We start from the raw sequence: 15,360 nt of genomic DNA on the forward strand, positions 1-15,360 counted from the left end.
CCTCTTCGCGGGCAAGCCTCGCTCCTACAGGTTTTGTGCCGGTCGCGAAAACTGCGTACAACACAAAACCTGTAGGAGCTGGCTTGCCAGCGATGAGGCCCTCACCGACAACACAAAACCTGCAGGCATAAAAAAACCCCGACTCACCAGAGCCGGGGCTTTTTGTTTGATGCGACTACGGCTTAGCCGTTGAACACATCATCCACGCTTTTCAGCGGGTAGTTCTTCGGATACGGCAGGGTTGCCACGCCGGTCTCGATTGCAGCCTTGGCCACGGCATCGGAGATCAGGGTGATCAGACGCTTGTCCATTGGCTTCGGAATGATGTACTCACGACCGAATTCCAGCTTGATGCCGCCGTAGGCGTCGCACACTTCCTGAGGAACCGGCAGTTTGGCCAGTTCACGCAGAGCGTTGGCTGCTGCCACTTTCATTTCTTCGTTGATGCGCTTGGCGCGAACGTCCAGGGCACCACGGAAGATGAACGGGAAGCCCAGTACGTTGTTGACCTGGTTCGGGTAGTCCGAACGGCCGGTCGCCATGATCACGTCGTTACGGGTGGCGTGTGCCAGTTCCGGGGAGATTTCCGGATCCGGGTTCGAGCACGCGAACACGATCGGGTTGGCCGCCATGGACAGCAGGCCTTCAGCGCTCAACAGGTTCGGACCGGACAGGCCGACGAACACGTCTGCGCCTTGCAGGGCGTCAGCCAGGGTGCGCTTGTCGGTCGCGTGAGCGAAGACAGCCTTGTACTGGTTCAGGTCGTCACGGCCGGAGTGGATCACGCCGGTACGGTCAACCATGTAGATGTTTTCGATGTTGGCGCCCATGCTCACCAGCAATTTCATGCAGGAGATGGCGGCCGCACCGGCACCCAGGCAGACGATCTTGGCGTCGGCGAGGGTTTTGCCAGCGATTTCCAGGGCGTTGATCATGCCGGCGGCGGTCACGATTGCGGTACCGTGCTGGTCATCGTGGAATACCGGGATGTCGCACTGCTCGATCAGAGCGCGTTCGATCTCAAAGCACTCAGGTGCCTTGATGTCTTCCAGGTTGATGCCACCGAAGGTGATGGAGATGCGCTTGACGGTGTCGATGAAGGCTTGCGGGCTTTCGGAGTCGACTTCGATGTCGAAAACGTCGATACCGGCGAAGCGCTTGAACAGCACGCCTTTACCTTCCATCACTGGCTTGGAAGCCAATGGGCCGAGGTTACCCAGGCCCAGAATCGCGGTGCCATCGGAAATGACTGCAACCAGGTTGCCTTTACCGGTGTATTTGTAGGCCAGTTCAGGATCGCGGGCGATTTCGCGTACTGGTTCGGCTACGCCGGGGCTGTAGGCCAGCGACAGGTCGCGGGCGGTAGCGGTGGCCTTGGTGAGCTCGACACTCAGCTTACCTGGACGAGGATGGGCGTGATATTCGAGAGCGGCAGTTTTCAGATCAGACATGGGGGCATTCCGCTTTTACTGTTGGACAGACTGGTCAGCGAGGATACGCGCCTCGCAAAGTCCCCACAAGACTGACCAGTCACCCCTGTCAAGCGCCCCGCCCTACGACTTTGGGCCAAGAGCCACGGAACACAAGGGATAGACTGTTCACAATCGACAATAAAAATGTCTACAATTTTTTATCAAGGCGCCGCTTGCAACATCGCCGGATCGGTCAATGGAAGGAGCCAGCGCGCTTGCCCCGCTTGCAATCCGCCACGGCGCGAACGGTCCACGATCCAGCCACGGGCCTCGACCTGCTTGCCTTTCAGGCGCTCCAGCGCCGCACCATCAAATTGCTCCAGCACATTGGGCGCAACACGCAGTACAAGAGAATCCTGCAACTCGATCCAAACACCGCCACGATTGCGCTGAACCTTGCTCACACGCCCACTGACCACCGCGAAGCCGGACGTGTTGATCTGCTCCGCTTTCAGTACAGGCGACTGGCGCCACACACCGAGCCCGGCTTGCCGCGCACTGCGTTCCGCTGCTTGCTGACAGGCCACCAGATCGACATTCGGGGCGACCGCCACCTGGAAACCGAGCCCTTCTGCGAGCATCTGCGCTTCGAGGTTGGCACCCTTGGCGTCATAAAGATGCGCAAGGGTACGACCGTAGTGATCCTTGCTCTCTTTACCCGGCAGCACACCGACCCGCCCGCCGCTGGCAGCCACCAATGCTTCCAGGCGCTTGCGCGCCGCCACGGCGAACGGCTCGTCGGAGCGGCCCTGTTTACCCAGCTCGGGCGTATTCAAGCCGATCATGCGCACGCTACGGCCATCGCTCAGGCGCAGCGTGTCGCCATCCACCACCCGTTGCACCGCGACCGACGTCAGCCCGCTCGGCACCGGACAGAAGGCCTGGGCACCCGAAAGCCAAATCGCGGACACAAAAAAGGCGCCCGCAAGGGACGCCTTTTTTATCAGTCTGGAGAAGCCGGAACGACCTTCCAAAATGATTGGCCTTAGGCCTTTTTCGCGCCGAAAGCACCGAAACGGTCTGCGAAGCGCTGAACGCGGCCGCCAGTGTCCAGAGTCTTTTGCTTACCGGTGTAGAACGGGTGGCATTCGTTGCAAACGTCGATCGCCAGGGCTTTGCCGAAGGTCGAACGGGTTTCGAACTTGTTGCCACAGCTGCAGGTAACAGCGATGGCTGGGTATTCTGGATGGATATCAGCTTTCATGGTGTCTTCCTCGGGCTGCGTGCCGCCACCCAACACTATTGTTGAATACCGCACGTAATTAGGCCGCGGATTCTACCAGACAATCTCAATCACGCAAGCTGTCGCTTAGACCGACCGTCTGCTAGGCTCCCGACCCAATACGCGATCCCCTGCAGGAGTGAACCTGCTCGCGATAACGGTCTGCCAGTCGCCGCAATATTGACTGCAAGATTGCTATCGCGAGCAGGCTCACTCCTACAGGTTATATGTCACGCCCCCTATTGTTTGTTGATCGAGACCCCCCGCGTGCCCGACGCCATTTTGCGCCTCGCCCTGCCTTCGCCCCTGCGCCGCCTGTTCGATTACCGTGCCCCGGCCGGTGTCCTGCGCGCCCAGTTGCAACCGGGCATGCGCCTGCGCGTGCCTTTCGGCCGACGGGAGATGATCGGGATTCTGGTGGAGGTCACCGACACCAGCGAAGTGCCGGCAGAAAAGCTCAAGCCGGCCCTGGCCCTGCTCGACGCCACGCCGCCCTTGCCGCCAGCGCTGTTCAAGCTGTGCCTGTGGACCTCTCAGTATTATCAGCACAGCCTCGGCGATACCTTGAGCTGGGCGCTGCCGGTGTTGTTGCGTCAGGGCGAACTGGCCGAAGCGCGCCAGGAACGTTTCTGGTCTGCCGCGCCTGGCGCCAGCCTCGATGACCCGCGCATCGCCCGGGCCCCGCGTCAGCGTGAGGCGTTGGCAACCCTGGCGCAGCATCCTCATGGCGTCGCCCATCAGTTGCTGAGCAAGCTGATGCTGAGCAAGGACAGCCTCGACCTGCTGCTGGCCAAGGATCTGGTGCAAGTGGAGATCCGCAAGCACGCCCCCGGCGCCCGCCACGAGCACTGGCTGGCGCAACCGGAATTGCCGCTAAACCCTGAACAACGCGCCGCCTATGAAGCGATTCGCGCCGGGTTCGACAGTTATCACGCGTTCTTGCTGGCCGGGGTCACCGGCAGCGGCAAGACCGAAGTCTATTTGCAGTTGATCCGCGAAACCCTTGAAGCCGGCAAGCAAGCACTGGTACTGATCCCGGAGATCAACCTCGGCCCGCAAACCCTGGCGCGCTTCGAACAACGGTTCAATGCACGCATCGCGCTGATCCACTCGGCGGTCAACGATCGCGAGCGACTTGAAGCCTGGCTCGCCGCGCGCGACGGCGACGCCGACATTATTATCGGCACCCGTTCGGCGCTGTTCACGCCGATGAAAAACCCCGGCCTGATCATCATCGACGAAGAGCACGACGGCTCTTATAAACAGCAGGAAGGCCTGCGCTATCACGCCCGTGACCTGGCATTGGTCCGCGCACGACAGGAAAACATCCCGATCGTGCTCGGTTCCGCCACGCCTTCACTGGAAAGCCTGCACAACGCCTACACCGGGCGTTACGGCCTCCTACGCTTGAATGAACGCGCTGGCGGCGCCAAGCAGCCGCGCTTCCTGCGCCTGGATGTGAAAAGTCGCCCGCTCGACAGCGGCATTTCCGGGCCGATGCACCAGGCCATCGGCCAGACACTCGCGGCCGGCCAGCAAGTATTGGTGTTCCTCAACCGTCGAGGTTTCGCCCCGACGCTGCTGTGCCACGACTGCGGCTGGATGTCCGAATGCCAGCGCTGCGATGCGCGAATGACCGTGCACCAGCGCTCCGGCGAACTGCGCTGCCACCATTGTGGCTACGTCGAACGCGTCCCCCGGCACTGTCCGAAGTGCGGCAAAGTGGATTTGCGGCCGGTGGGCGCCGGCACCGAGCGTGCCGAGGAACGCCTGGCCATTCTGTTCCCGGATGTTCCGGTGCTGCGGGTCGACCGCGACAGCACGTCGCGCAAGGACGCGATGAATCAACTGTTCGCGACCATTCAGAAGGGTCACCCGTGCATTCTGGTGGGCACGCAAATGCTTGCCAAAGGGCATCACTTTCCTCGGGTGACGCTGGTGTCGATTCTCGATGCCGACGGCGGCTTGTTCTCCGGTGACTTCCGCGCCAGTGAGCGCATGGCGCAACTGATCGTGCAGGTCGCCGGCCGCGCGGGGCGGGCCGAAGAGCCGGGCAAAGTGATCATCCAGACCCATCTGGCGGACCATCCGCTGCTGGTGCAACTGACTGAACAAGGCTATTTCGCTTTTGCCGAGCAGGCGCTGAGCGAACGACGCTCCGCCGGTTTGCCGCCGTTTGCGCATTTGGCGCTGTTGCGAGCCGAAGCGCACAAACCGGGGCAGGCGGAAGGGTTTCTCGACGAGGCATGCAGCGAGGCCGAGCGTTTGCTGGCTGAACAAAATCTGACCGGGATCGAATTGCTCGGGCCGGTGCCCGCACCGATGGAACGTCGGGCCGGGCGTTATCGCGCGCAGTTATTGTTGCAGGCAACGGCCCGGGCGCCGCTGCACCGGTTGCTGGCCAGTTGGTTGCTGGTGCTGGAGCAGATGCCGAGCGGGCGGGCGGTGCGCTGGTCTTTGGATGTCGATCCCGTGGATTTGTATTGATCAATCGGCCGCCATCGCCGGCAAGCCGGCTCCTACAAGGATTCGCGGCGCTCATCGGTACTTTGTAGGAGCTGGCTTGCCGGCGATAGCGGTCTATTTGTCACCACATATCCACAACCTGCCCGCTATAGTTGGCAAGCCCGCCTTCGCAACGGATAATGCCCAGTTTTTCCACCAGCGCATCGAAGCGCCGCCGCGCTTGCGGTCGAAAGAGAAGACCATGAAAGACACCATTCGCCAGTTGATCCAACAAGCCATCACCCAACTCGTCAACGAAGGTGTGTTGCCTGAAGGCCTGACGCCGGCGATCCAGGTGGAAAACTCCCGTGACAAGAAGAACGGCGACTTCGCCAGCAACATCGCCATGATGCTGGCCAAGCCGGCCGGCATGAAGCCGCGCGATCTGGCCGAGAAAATCATCGCCGCGCTGCCGGCTGACGAAAACGTCACCAAGACCGAAATCGCCGGTCCTGGTTTCCTGAATTTCTTCCAGAACACCGACGCCCTGGCCGCCCGCCTCGACGCCGCACTGGCCGACGAGCACATCGGCGTGCGCAAGGCCGGCCCGGCGCAACGCACCGTGGTCGACCTGTCGGCACCCAACCTCGCCAAAGAGATGCACGTCGGCCACTTGCGCTCGACCATCATCGGCGACGGCGTGGCCCGCGTTCTGGAGTTCCTCGGCGACGACGTGATCCGTCAGAACCACGTGGGCGACTGGGGCACCCAGTTCGGCATGCTGATGGCGCATCTAATAGAGCAGAAAAAATTCGACAGAAGCGAAAACTTGGCGGACTTGGAAGAGTTTTATCGCGCAGCCAAGAAACGGTTCGATGAAGACCCGAAGTTTGCCAATCATGCTCGGCAACTGGTTGTAGATCTGCAAGCAGGTGACCGAAACTGCCGAGACGTTTGGCAAAGCTTCAGAGACATTTCTCTGTCCCACTGCCAAGCAATCTATGAAGAATTGAACGTCAAACTGACCATGGCCGACGTGATGGGCGAAAGCGCCTACAACGACGACCTGATCAACGTGGTCAACGACCTCAAGGCCGCTGGCATGCTGGTCGAGAGCAACGGCGCCCAGTGCGTGTTCCTCGACGAGTTCAAGAACGCTGACGGCGACCCGCTGCCGGTGATCATCGTCAAGGCGGATGGCGGCTACCTCTACGCCACCACCGACCTGGCGGCAGTGCGTTATCGCAGTGGCAAACTCAAGGCTGATCGCGCGCTGTACTTTGTCGACCAGCGCCAGGCCCTGCACTTCCAGCAAGTGTTCGCCGTCGCCCGCAAGGCCGGCTTCGTGACGCACCCGATGGAAATGGAACACATGGGCTTCGGCACCATGAACGGCGCCGATGGCCGTCCGTTCAAGACCCGCGATGGCGGCACCGTGAAGCTGATCGACCTGCTGACCGAAGCCCAGGAGCGCGCCTACAACCTGGTCAAAGAGAAAAACCCGGAGCTGGCCGAAGACGAGCTGCGCAACATCGCCAAGGTCGTGGGCATCGGCGCAGTGAAATACGCCGACCTGTCCAAGCACCGCACCAGCGACTACAGCTTCAACTTCGACCTGATGCTGAACTTCGAAGGCAACACCGCGCCGTACCTGCTGTACGCGTACACCCGCGTGGCGGGCGTGTTCCGCAAGCTCGGCAAGGACTTCAGCGAAGTCGAAGGCCAGATCGTCCTGGAAGCCGCGCATGAACATGAGCTGGCAGCCAAACTCGCGCAATTTGGCGAAATCCTGAACAACGTGTCCGAGAAAGGCACGCCGCACATCCTCTGCACCTACCTGTACGACGTTGCCGGCCTGTTCTCCAGTTTCTACGAGAACTGCCCGATCCTCAGTGCTGAAACCCCGGCGCAAATGCAAAGCCGCCTGCGTCTTGCCGCGCTGACCGGCCGCACTCTCAAGCAAGGCCTGGAACTCTTGGGTCTGGAAACTCTGGAGCGTATGTAAGTTGGCTGCCAAGAAAAAACCTGCACCCAAGCGTGGCGCCAGCCGTTACCAAGCTCCTGCAAAGCAACCGATCCCGGGTTGGTTGTGGATGGCCATCGGCCTGACGGTCGGCGCGTTCATTGTGTTCCTGATGAAGCTGGAACCGGGCAAGGGCAGCGACAGCGTCAAGCGCGAGAAGATCGAGCAGCAGAAAGCCACCAAGGTCGCCGAGGCCAACAAGACCCCGCCGAGCCCGACGCAACCGGTGAAGCCGAAGTACGACTTCTACACCTTGCTGCCGGAATCGGAAGTCATCGTGCCGCCGGATGCCGTGCCGGAGAAAACACCGCCGACGCCGGCTGTTCCGACCACACCGGTAACCCCGGCGGAAGCGGCGAAGATCGACACGGCGCGGGCTCAGGCGGCATTGGCTGGCATCACCCCGCCGCCACCGCCACCCGTGGCCAAGGCGGCACCGGTGACCAAGTTCTTCCTGCAGGCCGGTTCGTTCCGCAAGGAGGCTGATGCAGACAAGGTGCGCGCGCAGATCATCCTGCTCGGCCAGGCGGTGGCGGTTGAGTCCGGCACGGTGAAGGACGAGACGTGGTATCGGGTGTTGGTCGGGCCGTTCAGCAACCGCGAACAACTGACCACCGCGCAGAAACAACTGGCTGGGGCCGGGTTCAGCAACCTGTTGTTACAACAACGCCAGAACCGCTGATACCGTCCCCAAGACCGCGTTATCGTTCATCGCCGGCAAGCCGGCTCCTACAGGTTATGCATCGTTCGCGATATCGTGAACGCCGTGAAATCCACGGTTCACTGTATCCGTGAAAATCGCGCAACCTGTAGGAGCCAGCTTGCTGGCGATGGCGTCAGATCAGACAACACACCTTCCCCCGCGCAACACCGCTCGTCCCCTCTCCCGCCCCGCAGTTGAAAAACGCTCCACCACCCCCATATGAGTTGGCATAAGGCATTTTCGCCCCGCTGCGTGGAGACTCTCCCTTGACCACCATCGTTTCAGTTCGCCGCCACGGCAAAGTCGTCATGGGCGGCGACGGCCAGGTTTCTCTCGGCAATACCGTGATGAAAGGCAACGCGAAGAAAGTTCGTCGCCTCTACCACGGCGAAGTCCTCGCCGGTTTTGCTGGCGCCACGGCCGACGCCTTTACCCTTTTCGAGCGCTTCGAAGGTCAACTGGAGAAACACCAGGGCCATCTGGTTCGCGCCGCCGTCGAACTCGCCAAAGAATGGCGCACCGACCGCACCCTCAGCCGCCTCGAAGCCATGCTCGCGGTCGCCAACAAAGACGCGTCCCTGATCATCACCGGCAACGGCGACGTTGTTGAGCCTGAACAAGGCCTGATCGCCATGGGTTCCGGCGGCGCCTACGCCCAGGCCGCCGCCAGTGCGCTGCTGAAGAAAACCGACCTGTCAGCCCGGGAAATCGTCGAAACCGCCCTCGGCATTGCCGGCGACATCTGTGTATTCACCAACCACACCCAGACCATTGAGGAGCAGGACTGCGCCAAAGGCGACGAGTAAGTCTGTTTCGGCCCCACGCCACGACTCATCTTGTTTAAGGTCCGTCAAAATATTATGTCCATGACTCCCCGTGAAATCGTCCACGAACTCAACCGCCATATCATCGGCCAGGACGATGCCAAACGCGCCGTCGCCATCGCGCTGCGTAACCGCTGGCGCCGGATGCAACTGCCGGAAGAGCTGCGCGTTGAAGTAACGCCGAAGAACATCCTGATGATCGGTCCGACCGGTGTCGGCAAAACCGAGATCGCCCGTCGCCTGGCCAAACTGGCCAACGCACCGTTCATCAAAGTCGAAGCGACCAAGTTCACCGAAGTCGGCTACGTTGGCCGCGATGTCGAGTCGATCATTCGTGACCTGGCCGATGCTGCCATCAAGCTGCTGCGCGAACAGGAAATGACCAAGGTTCGCCACCGCGCCGAAGACGCCGCCGAAGAGCGCATCCTCGACGCCCTGCTGCCACCGGCGCGCATGGGCTTCAACAACGATGACGCCCCGTCGGCCGACTCCAACACCCGCCAGCTGTTCCGCAAGCGCCTGCGCGAAGGCCAGCTGGATGACAAAGAGATCGAAATCGAAGTCGCCGAAGTGTCCGGCGTCGATATCTCCGCGCCACCGGGCATGGAAGAAATGACCAACCAGTTGCAGAGCCTGTTCGCCAATATGGGCAAGGGCAAACGCAAGAGCCGCAAGCTCAAGGTCAAGGAAGCGCTGAAACTGGTCCGCGACGAAGAAGCCAGCCGCCTGGTCAACGATGAAGAGCTGAAGGCCAAGGCGCTGGAAGCGGTCGAGCAGCACGGTATCGTGTTCATCGACGAAATCGACAAGGTTGCCAAGCGCGGTAACTCCGGTGGCGTCGACGTGTCCCGTGAAGGCGTGCAACGCGACTTGCTGCCGCTGATCGAAGGCTGCACCGTCAACACCAAACTGGGCATGGTCAAGACCGACCACATCCTGTTCATCGCTTCCGGTGCGTTCCACTTGAGCAAGCCAAGCGATCTGGTGCCTGAGCTGCAAGGCCGTCTGCCGATTCGTGTCGAGCTGAAAGCGCTGACGCCGGAAGACTTTGAACGCATCCTCAGCGAACCGCACGCCTCGCTCACCGAGCAATATTGCGCACTGCTGAAAACCGAAGGCCTGGCCATCGAGTTCCAGCCGGATGGCATCAAGCGCATCGCCGAGATCGCCTGGCAGGTCAACGAGAAAACCGAGAACATCGGTGCCCGTCGCCTGCACACGCTGCTCGAGCGCCTGCTCGAAGAGGTGTCGTTCAGCGCCGGCGACCTGGCCAGCGCTCACGACGACAAGGTGATCCTGATCGACGCCGACTACGTCAACAGCCACCTCGGCGAATTGGCGCAGAACGAAGACCTGTCCCGTTATATCCTGTAGGCATGCGACCTCCTGTAGGAGCCGGCTTGCTGGCGATGGCGTACTTGAAATCGCCATCGCCAGCAAGCCGGCTCCTACAGAGGTTCAGACCTCGCGCTTCAATACGGACTTTGGTCATGATCCCCACCGACATCAAACTGCACAAAGCCTCGAAAACCCTGTCGCTCAAATACGCGTCCGGCGAGGAACATCACCTGCCCGCCGAGTTCTTGCGCGTGCACTCTCCTTCCGCCGAGGTCCAGGGCCACGGCAAACCTATCCTGCAATTTGGCAAGATCGGCGTAGGCCTGACCAAGGTAGAACCGGCCGGTCAGTACGCACTGAAATTGACCTTCGATGACGGCCACGACAGCGGCCTGTTCACCTGGGAATATCTGTACCAGTTGGGCGTGCGCCAAGAGGATCTCTGGAACGATTATCTTGCCGAACTGAAAGCGGCCGGAAAGACCCGAGACCCTAACGAATCTGTCGTCAAGCTGATGCTCTAACCCGCGCCTCTTGCGCATTAGAAGGCATTTTCTAATTTCATCTGTTTGAATGCTTGGCCGCGAGGTCAGTCATTAGCCTGCTTGCGAAAAAAATTAAACTCGGGTAACCAATGGAGCTGGCAAGTTACCTGCAGTGCTCTCTGAACTAAAAAGCAGCGATGCAGAATTATCGGTCACCCGAGCAGTAGTACCTGGCATTGGCTGTGTGACTACACGGCTGGACTCAGGTACTCGTCTCAGGACAATGGAGCGTCGTAGATGAGTAACAAGAATAACGATGACTTGAAGAATCAAGCCTCGGAAAACACCTTGGGGCTTAATCCTGTCGTTGGGCTGCGTGGAAAGGATCTACTGGCTTCTGCTCGAATGGTGCTCAGGCAGGCCATTAAACAACCGATTCACAGTGCGAAGCATGTCGCTCATTTCGGTCTTGAACTGAAGAACGTGCTGTTCGGCAAATCCGAACTGCTACCGACCAGCGATGACCGTCGCTTTGCCGATCCGGCCTGGAGCCAGAACCCGCTCTACAAACGTTATTTGCAAACCTACCTGGCGTGGCGCAAGGAACTCCACGACTGGATCGACGACAGTAACCTCGGGCCCAAGGATGTGGCACGCGGGCATTTCGTGATCAACCTCATGACCGAAGCCATGGCCCCGACCAACACGGCGGCCAACCCGGCAGCGGTCAAACGCTTCTTCGAAACCGGTGGCAAGAGCCTGCTCGACGGCCTCTCGCACCTGGCCAAGGATCTGGTGCACAACGGCGGCATGCCGAGCCAGGTCAACATGGGTGCATTCGAAGTCGGCAAGAGCCTGGGCGTGACCGAAGGTGCGGTGGTTTTCCGTAACGACGTGCTGGAGCTGATCCAGTACCGGCCGACCACCGAGCAGGTGCATGAGCGCCCATTGCTGGTGGTGCCGCCACAGATCAACAAGTTCTACGTTTTCGACCTGAGCCCGGACAAAAGCCTGGCGCGTTTCTGCCTGCGCAATCACGTGCAGACCTTCATCGTCAGCTGGCGCAACCCGACCAAGGAACAGCGCGAATGGGGCCTGTCGACCTACATCGAAGCGCTCAAGGAAGCGGTTGATGTGGTCACCGCGATCACCGGCAGCAAAGACGTGAACATGCTCGGCGCCTGCTCCGGCGGCATCACCTGCACCGCGTTGCTGGGCCACTACGCCGCAATCGGCGAGAAGAAAGTCAACGCCCTGACGCTGCTGGTCAGCGTGCTGGACACCACCCTGGACAGCGACGTCGCACTGTTCGTCGACGAACAGACCCTCGAAGCCGCCAAGCGCCATTCCTATCAGGCCGGTGTACTGGAAGGCCGCGACATGGCGAAAGTGTTCGCCTGGATGCGCCCCAACGATCTGATCTGGAACTATTGGGTCAACAACTACCTGCTCGGCAACGAGCCGCCGGTGTTCGACATTCTGTTCTGGAACAACGACACCACCCGGTTGCCCGCCGCGTTCCACGGCGACCTGATCGAAATGTTCAAAAACAATCCGCTGATCCGCCCGGATGCACTGGAAGTGTGCGGCACGCCGATCGACCTGAAGCAGGTCACGGCCGACATCTTTTCCCTGGCGGGCACCAACGACCACATCACCCCGTGGAAGTCCTGCTACAAGTCGGCGCAACTGTTCGGCGGCAAGGTTGAGTTCGTGCTGTCCAGCAGCGGGCATATCCAGAGCATTCTGAACCCGCCGGGCAACCCGAAATCGCGCTACATGACGAGCGCCGAGATGCCGTTGAAGGCTGAGGAGTGGCAGGAAAACTCCACCAAGCACACCGATTCCTGGTGGCTGCACTGGCAGGCCTGGCAAGCCGAGCGTTCGGGCGAATTGAAAAAAGCCCCGACAAAACTGGGCAACAAGGCTTATCCCGAAGGTGAAGCAGCACCGGGCACTTACGTACACGAACGCTAAATGACCCCCGACCTGTAGGAGCCGGCTTGCTGGCGATGGCATCACTGCGGTTTCACAGTTTCACCGTGGTGATGCAATCGCCAGCAAGCCGGCTCCTACAGAATGGGGGCCGATCCACCCACAGGGCTTGAAGCATGCCGCAACCGTTCATTTTTCGTACCGTCGACCTGGATGGCCAGACCCTCCGCACGGCAGTACGCCCCGGCAAGCCTCACTTGACGCCCTTGCTGATTTTCAACGGCATCGGCGCCAACCTGGAGCTGGTGTTTCCGTTTGTCGCAGCATTGGACCCGGACCTCGAAGTCATCGCTTTCGACGTGCCCGGTGTCGGCGGTTCGTCGACGCCGAACCGGCCGTATCGTTTTCCGGGCCTGGCCAAACTCACGGCGCGCATGCTCGACTATCTCGATTACGGGAAAGTGAACGTGATCGGTGTGTCATGGGGTGGCGCCCTCGCCCAGCAGTTTGCTTACGACTACCCCGAGCGCTGCAAGAAACTGGTGCTGGCGGCGACGGCGGCGGGTGCGGTGATGGTGCCGGGCAAACCGAAAGTGCTGTGGATGATGGCCAGCCCACGGCGCTACATCCAGCCATCGCACGTGATCCGCATTGCGCCGATGATCTACGGCGGCTCGTTCCGTCGCGATCCGACACTGGCGGCCAGCCATGCGGCCAAGGTGCGCTCGGCGGGCAAACTCGGTTACTACTGGCAGCTGTTCGCCGGGCTCGGCTGGACCAGCATTCACTGGCTGCACAAGATCCACCAACCGACGCTGGTGCTGGCCGGCGACGATGACCCGCTGATCCCGCTGATCAACATGCGCGTGCTGGCGTGGCGAATTCCCAATGCCCAGTTGCACATCATCGATGACGGGCACCTGTTCCTGATCACCCGCGCCGAGGCCGTGGCGCCGATCATCATGAAGTTTCTCGAGGAAGAACGGCAGCGCGCCGTGATGCATCCGCATCCGGCGCCATCGGGCGGTTAACCGACTCATCGTCGGTCGACAGGACGTCGCGCCGCGCAACAACCCGTTACAGCGTCTATGGTGTTCTGGTTCGGTGTGTTTGTATTTGGCCTGAAGACGAAGGAGTGTTGAGTCATGCGCGACAAACCAGCGAGGGAATCTTTGCCGACTCCCGCAGCGTTCATCAACGCACAGAGTGCGATTACCGGCCTGCGTGGCCGGGATCTGTTTTCGACCCTGCGCAGCGTTGCCGCCCATGGTTTGCGCAACCCCGTGCACAGCGCCCGACATGCGTTGAAGCTGGGCGGTCAACTGGGGCGCGTGTTGCTGGGCGAAACCCTGCACCCGACCAACCCCAACGACAATCGCTTTGCCGACCCCGCATGGAGCCTCAACCCGTTTTATCGCCGCAGTTTGCAGGCCTACCTGAGCTGGCAGAAACAGGTCAAAAGCTGGATCGACGAGAGCAACATGGACCCGGACGATCGCGCCCGCGCCCACTTTGCGTTCGCTTTGCTCAATGATGCGATGTCACCGTCCAACACCCTGCTCAATCCGCTGGCGGTCAAGGAAATCTTCAACTCCGGCGGCAACAGCCTGGTGCGTGGCATCAGTCACCTGGTCGATGATTTCCTGCACAACGACGGCCTGCCCAGGCAAGTGACCAAGCAGGCCTTCGAGGTCGGCAAGACGGTCGCGACCACCACCGGCGCCGTGGTGTTTCGCAATGAGCTGCTGGAACTGATCCAGTACAAGCCGATGAGCGAAAAGCAGTATTCCAAACCGCTGCTGGTGGTGCCGCCACAGATCAACAAGTACTACATTTTCGACCTGAGCCCGAATAACAGCTTCGTCCAGTTCGCCCTGAAAAACGGCTTGCAAACCTTCATGATCAGTTGGCGCAACCCCGATGTGCGCCATCGTGAATGGGGCCTTTCGACCTACGTCGAAGCCGTCGAAGAAGCGATGAATGTATGCCGGGCAATCACCGGCGCCCGGGAAGTCAATCTGATGGGCGCCTGCGCCGGCGGGCTGACCATTGCCGCGCTGCAAGGTCATTTGCAGGCGAAGCGGCAACTGCGCCGTGTATCCAGCGCAACCTATCTGGTGAGCCTGCTCGACAGCCAGATGGAGAGCCCCGCGACCCTGTTCGCCGACGAACAGACCCTGGAAGCGGCCAAGCGTCGGTCCTATCAGAAGGGCGTGCTGGACGGTCGCGACATGGCCAAGGTCTTCGCCTGGATGCGCCCCAACGATTTGATCTGGAGCTACTTCGTCAACAACTACCTGTTGGGCAAGGAGCCGCCGGCGTTCGACATCCTCTACTGGAACAACGACAACACACGCCTGCCGGCCGCCTTTCACGGCGACCTGCTGGACTTCTTCAAGCACAACCCGCTGAGTCATCCGGGGGGCCTGGAAGTGTGCGGCACGCCGATCGACTTGCAGAAAGTCACCGTCGACAGCTTCAGCGTGGCCGGCATCAACGACCACATCACGCCGTGGGATGCGGTGTATCGCTCGACGCTGCTGCTGGGTGGCGAGCGACGCTTCGTGCTGTCCAACAGCGGTCATGTGCAGAGCATCCTCAACCCACCGTCCAACCCGAAAGCCAACTTCATTGAAAGCACCAAACTGAGCAGCGATCCGCGGGCCTGGTATTACGACGCCAAGCAAGTCGATGGCAGCTGGTGGACGCAGTGGCTGAGCTGGATTCAGGAACGTTCGGGCGCGCAAAAGGAAACCCACATGGTCCTCGGCAACCAGAACTATCCACCCATGGAGGCGGCACCCGGTACTTACGTGCGCGTGCGCTGACACCCAACACACCACTGCTGCTTCCGTAGGAGCCGGCTTGCTGGCGATCGCATCACCGCGGTTTCACGACCCACCGCGGTGATGC

At 60.7% G+C, this 15,360-nt stretch carries 12 protein-coding genes; 9 read left to right on the plus strand and 3 right to left on the minus strand.

Annotated features, from left to right (window positions below):
• Positions 1 to 182: 182 nt before the first annotated feature.
• The 3 genes from IB254_RS17060 to rpmE form a co-directional block, all read right to left on the minus strand.
• Positions 183 to 1,451: a malic enzyme-like NAD(P)-binding protein gene (locus IB254_RS17060; RefSeq protein WP_008025204.1), complete on the minus strand. Its 1,269-nt coding sequence runs from the start codon at positions 1,449 to 1,451 to the stop codon at positions 183 to 185.
• Between the two features lie 182 nt (positions 1,452 to 1,633).
• On the minus strand, positions 1,634 to 2,446 hold the full coding sequence (locus IB254_RS17065; RefSeq protein WP_192418204.1) for a thermonuclease family protein: 813 nt from the start codon (positions 2,444 to 2,446) through the stop codon (positions 1,634 to 1,636).
• An 11-nt stretch (positions 2,447 to 2,457) separates the two neighbouring features.
• The gene (gene rpmE, locus IB254_RS17070; protein ID WP_008025207.1) at positions 2,458 to 2,676 is read right to left on the minus strand and encodes a 50S ribosomal protein L31; all 219 of its coding nucleotides are present in this window, start codon (positions 2,674 to 2,676) and stop codon (positions 2,458 to 2,460) included.
• Between the two features lie 285 nt (positions 2,677 to 2,961).
• On the opposite strand from rpmE, the gene IB254_RS17075 reads away from it, so the two are divergent.
• The 9 genes from IB254_RS17075 (at position 2,962) to phaC (IB254_RS17115) (ending at position 15,275) form a co-directional block, all read left to right on the plus strand.
• Positions 2,962 to 5,181: a primosomal protein N' gene (locus tag IB254_RS17075; RefSeq protein WP_008025209.1), complete on the plus strand. Its 2,220-nt coding sequence runs from the start codon at positions 2,962 to 2,964 to the stop codon at positions 5,179 to 5,181.
• A 220-nt stretch (positions 5,182 to 5,401) separates the two neighbouring features.
• Complete coding sequence (gene argS, locus IB254_RS17080) at positions 5,402 to 7,144, plus strand: arginine--tRNA ligase (RefSeq protein ID WP_192418206.1); 1,743 nt, start codon at positions 5,402 to 5,404, stop codon at positions 7,142 to 7,144.
• Position 7,145: 1 nt separating this feature from the next.
• Complete coding sequence (locus IB254_RS17085) at positions 7,146 to 7,844, plus strand: SPOR domain-containing protein (RefSeq protein WP_192418208.1); 699 nt, start codon at positions 7,146 to 7,148, stop codon at positions 7,842 to 7,844.
• Positions 7,845 to 8,131: 287 nt separating this feature from the next.
• Positions 8,132 to 8,671, plus strand: coding sequence for an ATP-dependent protease subunit HslV (gene hslV / locus IB254_RS17090; protein ID WP_008025213.1), 540 nt, complete (start codon positions 8,132 to 8,134; stop codon positions 8,669 to 8,671).
• A gap of 54 nt (positions 8,672 to 8,725) precedes the next feature.
• Complete coding sequence (hslU, locus tag IB254_RS17095; protein ID WP_192418210.1) at positions 8,726 to 10,063, plus strand: ATP-dependent protease ATPase subunit HslU; 1,338 nt, start codon at positions 8,726 to 8,728, stop codon at positions 10,061 to 10,063.
• Positions 10,064 to 10,173: 110 nt separating this feature from the next.
• A complete protein-coding gene (locus IB254_RS17100) occupies positions 10,174 to 10,551 on the plus strand; it encodes a gamma-butyrobetaine hydroxylase-like domain-containing protein (RefSeq protein WP_085988409.1) in 378 nt (125 codons plus the stop codon).
• Between the two features lie 258 nt (positions 10,552 to 10,809).
• Positions 10,810 to 12,489: a class II poly(R)-hydroxyalkanoic acid synthase gene (gene phaC, locus IB254_RS17105; protein ID WP_192226849.1), complete on the plus strand. Its 1,680-nt coding sequence runs from the start codon at positions 10,810 to 10,812 to the stop codon at positions 12,487 to 12,489.
• 134 nt (positions 12,490 to 12,623) lie between these two features.
• On the plus strand, positions 12,624 to 13,478 hold the full coding sequence (gene phaZ / locus IB254_RS17110; RefSeq protein WP_192418212.1) for a poly(3-hydroxyalkanoate) depolymerase: 855 nt from the start codon (positions 12,624 to 12,626) through the stop codon (positions 13,476 to 13,478).
• A gap of 114 nt (positions 13,479 to 13,592) precedes the next feature.
• Complete coding sequence (gene phaC, locus IB254_RS17115) at positions 13,593 to 15,275, plus strand: class II poly(R)-hydroxyalkanoic acid synthase (protein WP_192418215.1); 1,683 nt, start codon at positions 13,593 to 13,595, stop codon at positions 15,273 to 15,275.
• Positions 15,276 to 15,360 lie beyond the last annotated feature (85 nt).

It is taken from the genome of Pseudomonas sp. PDM03 (assembly GCF_014852385.1).
Classification (GTDB): Bacteria; Pseudomonadota; Gammaproteobacteria; order Pseudomonadales; family Pseudomonadaceae; genus Aquipseudomonas; species Aquipseudomonas migulae.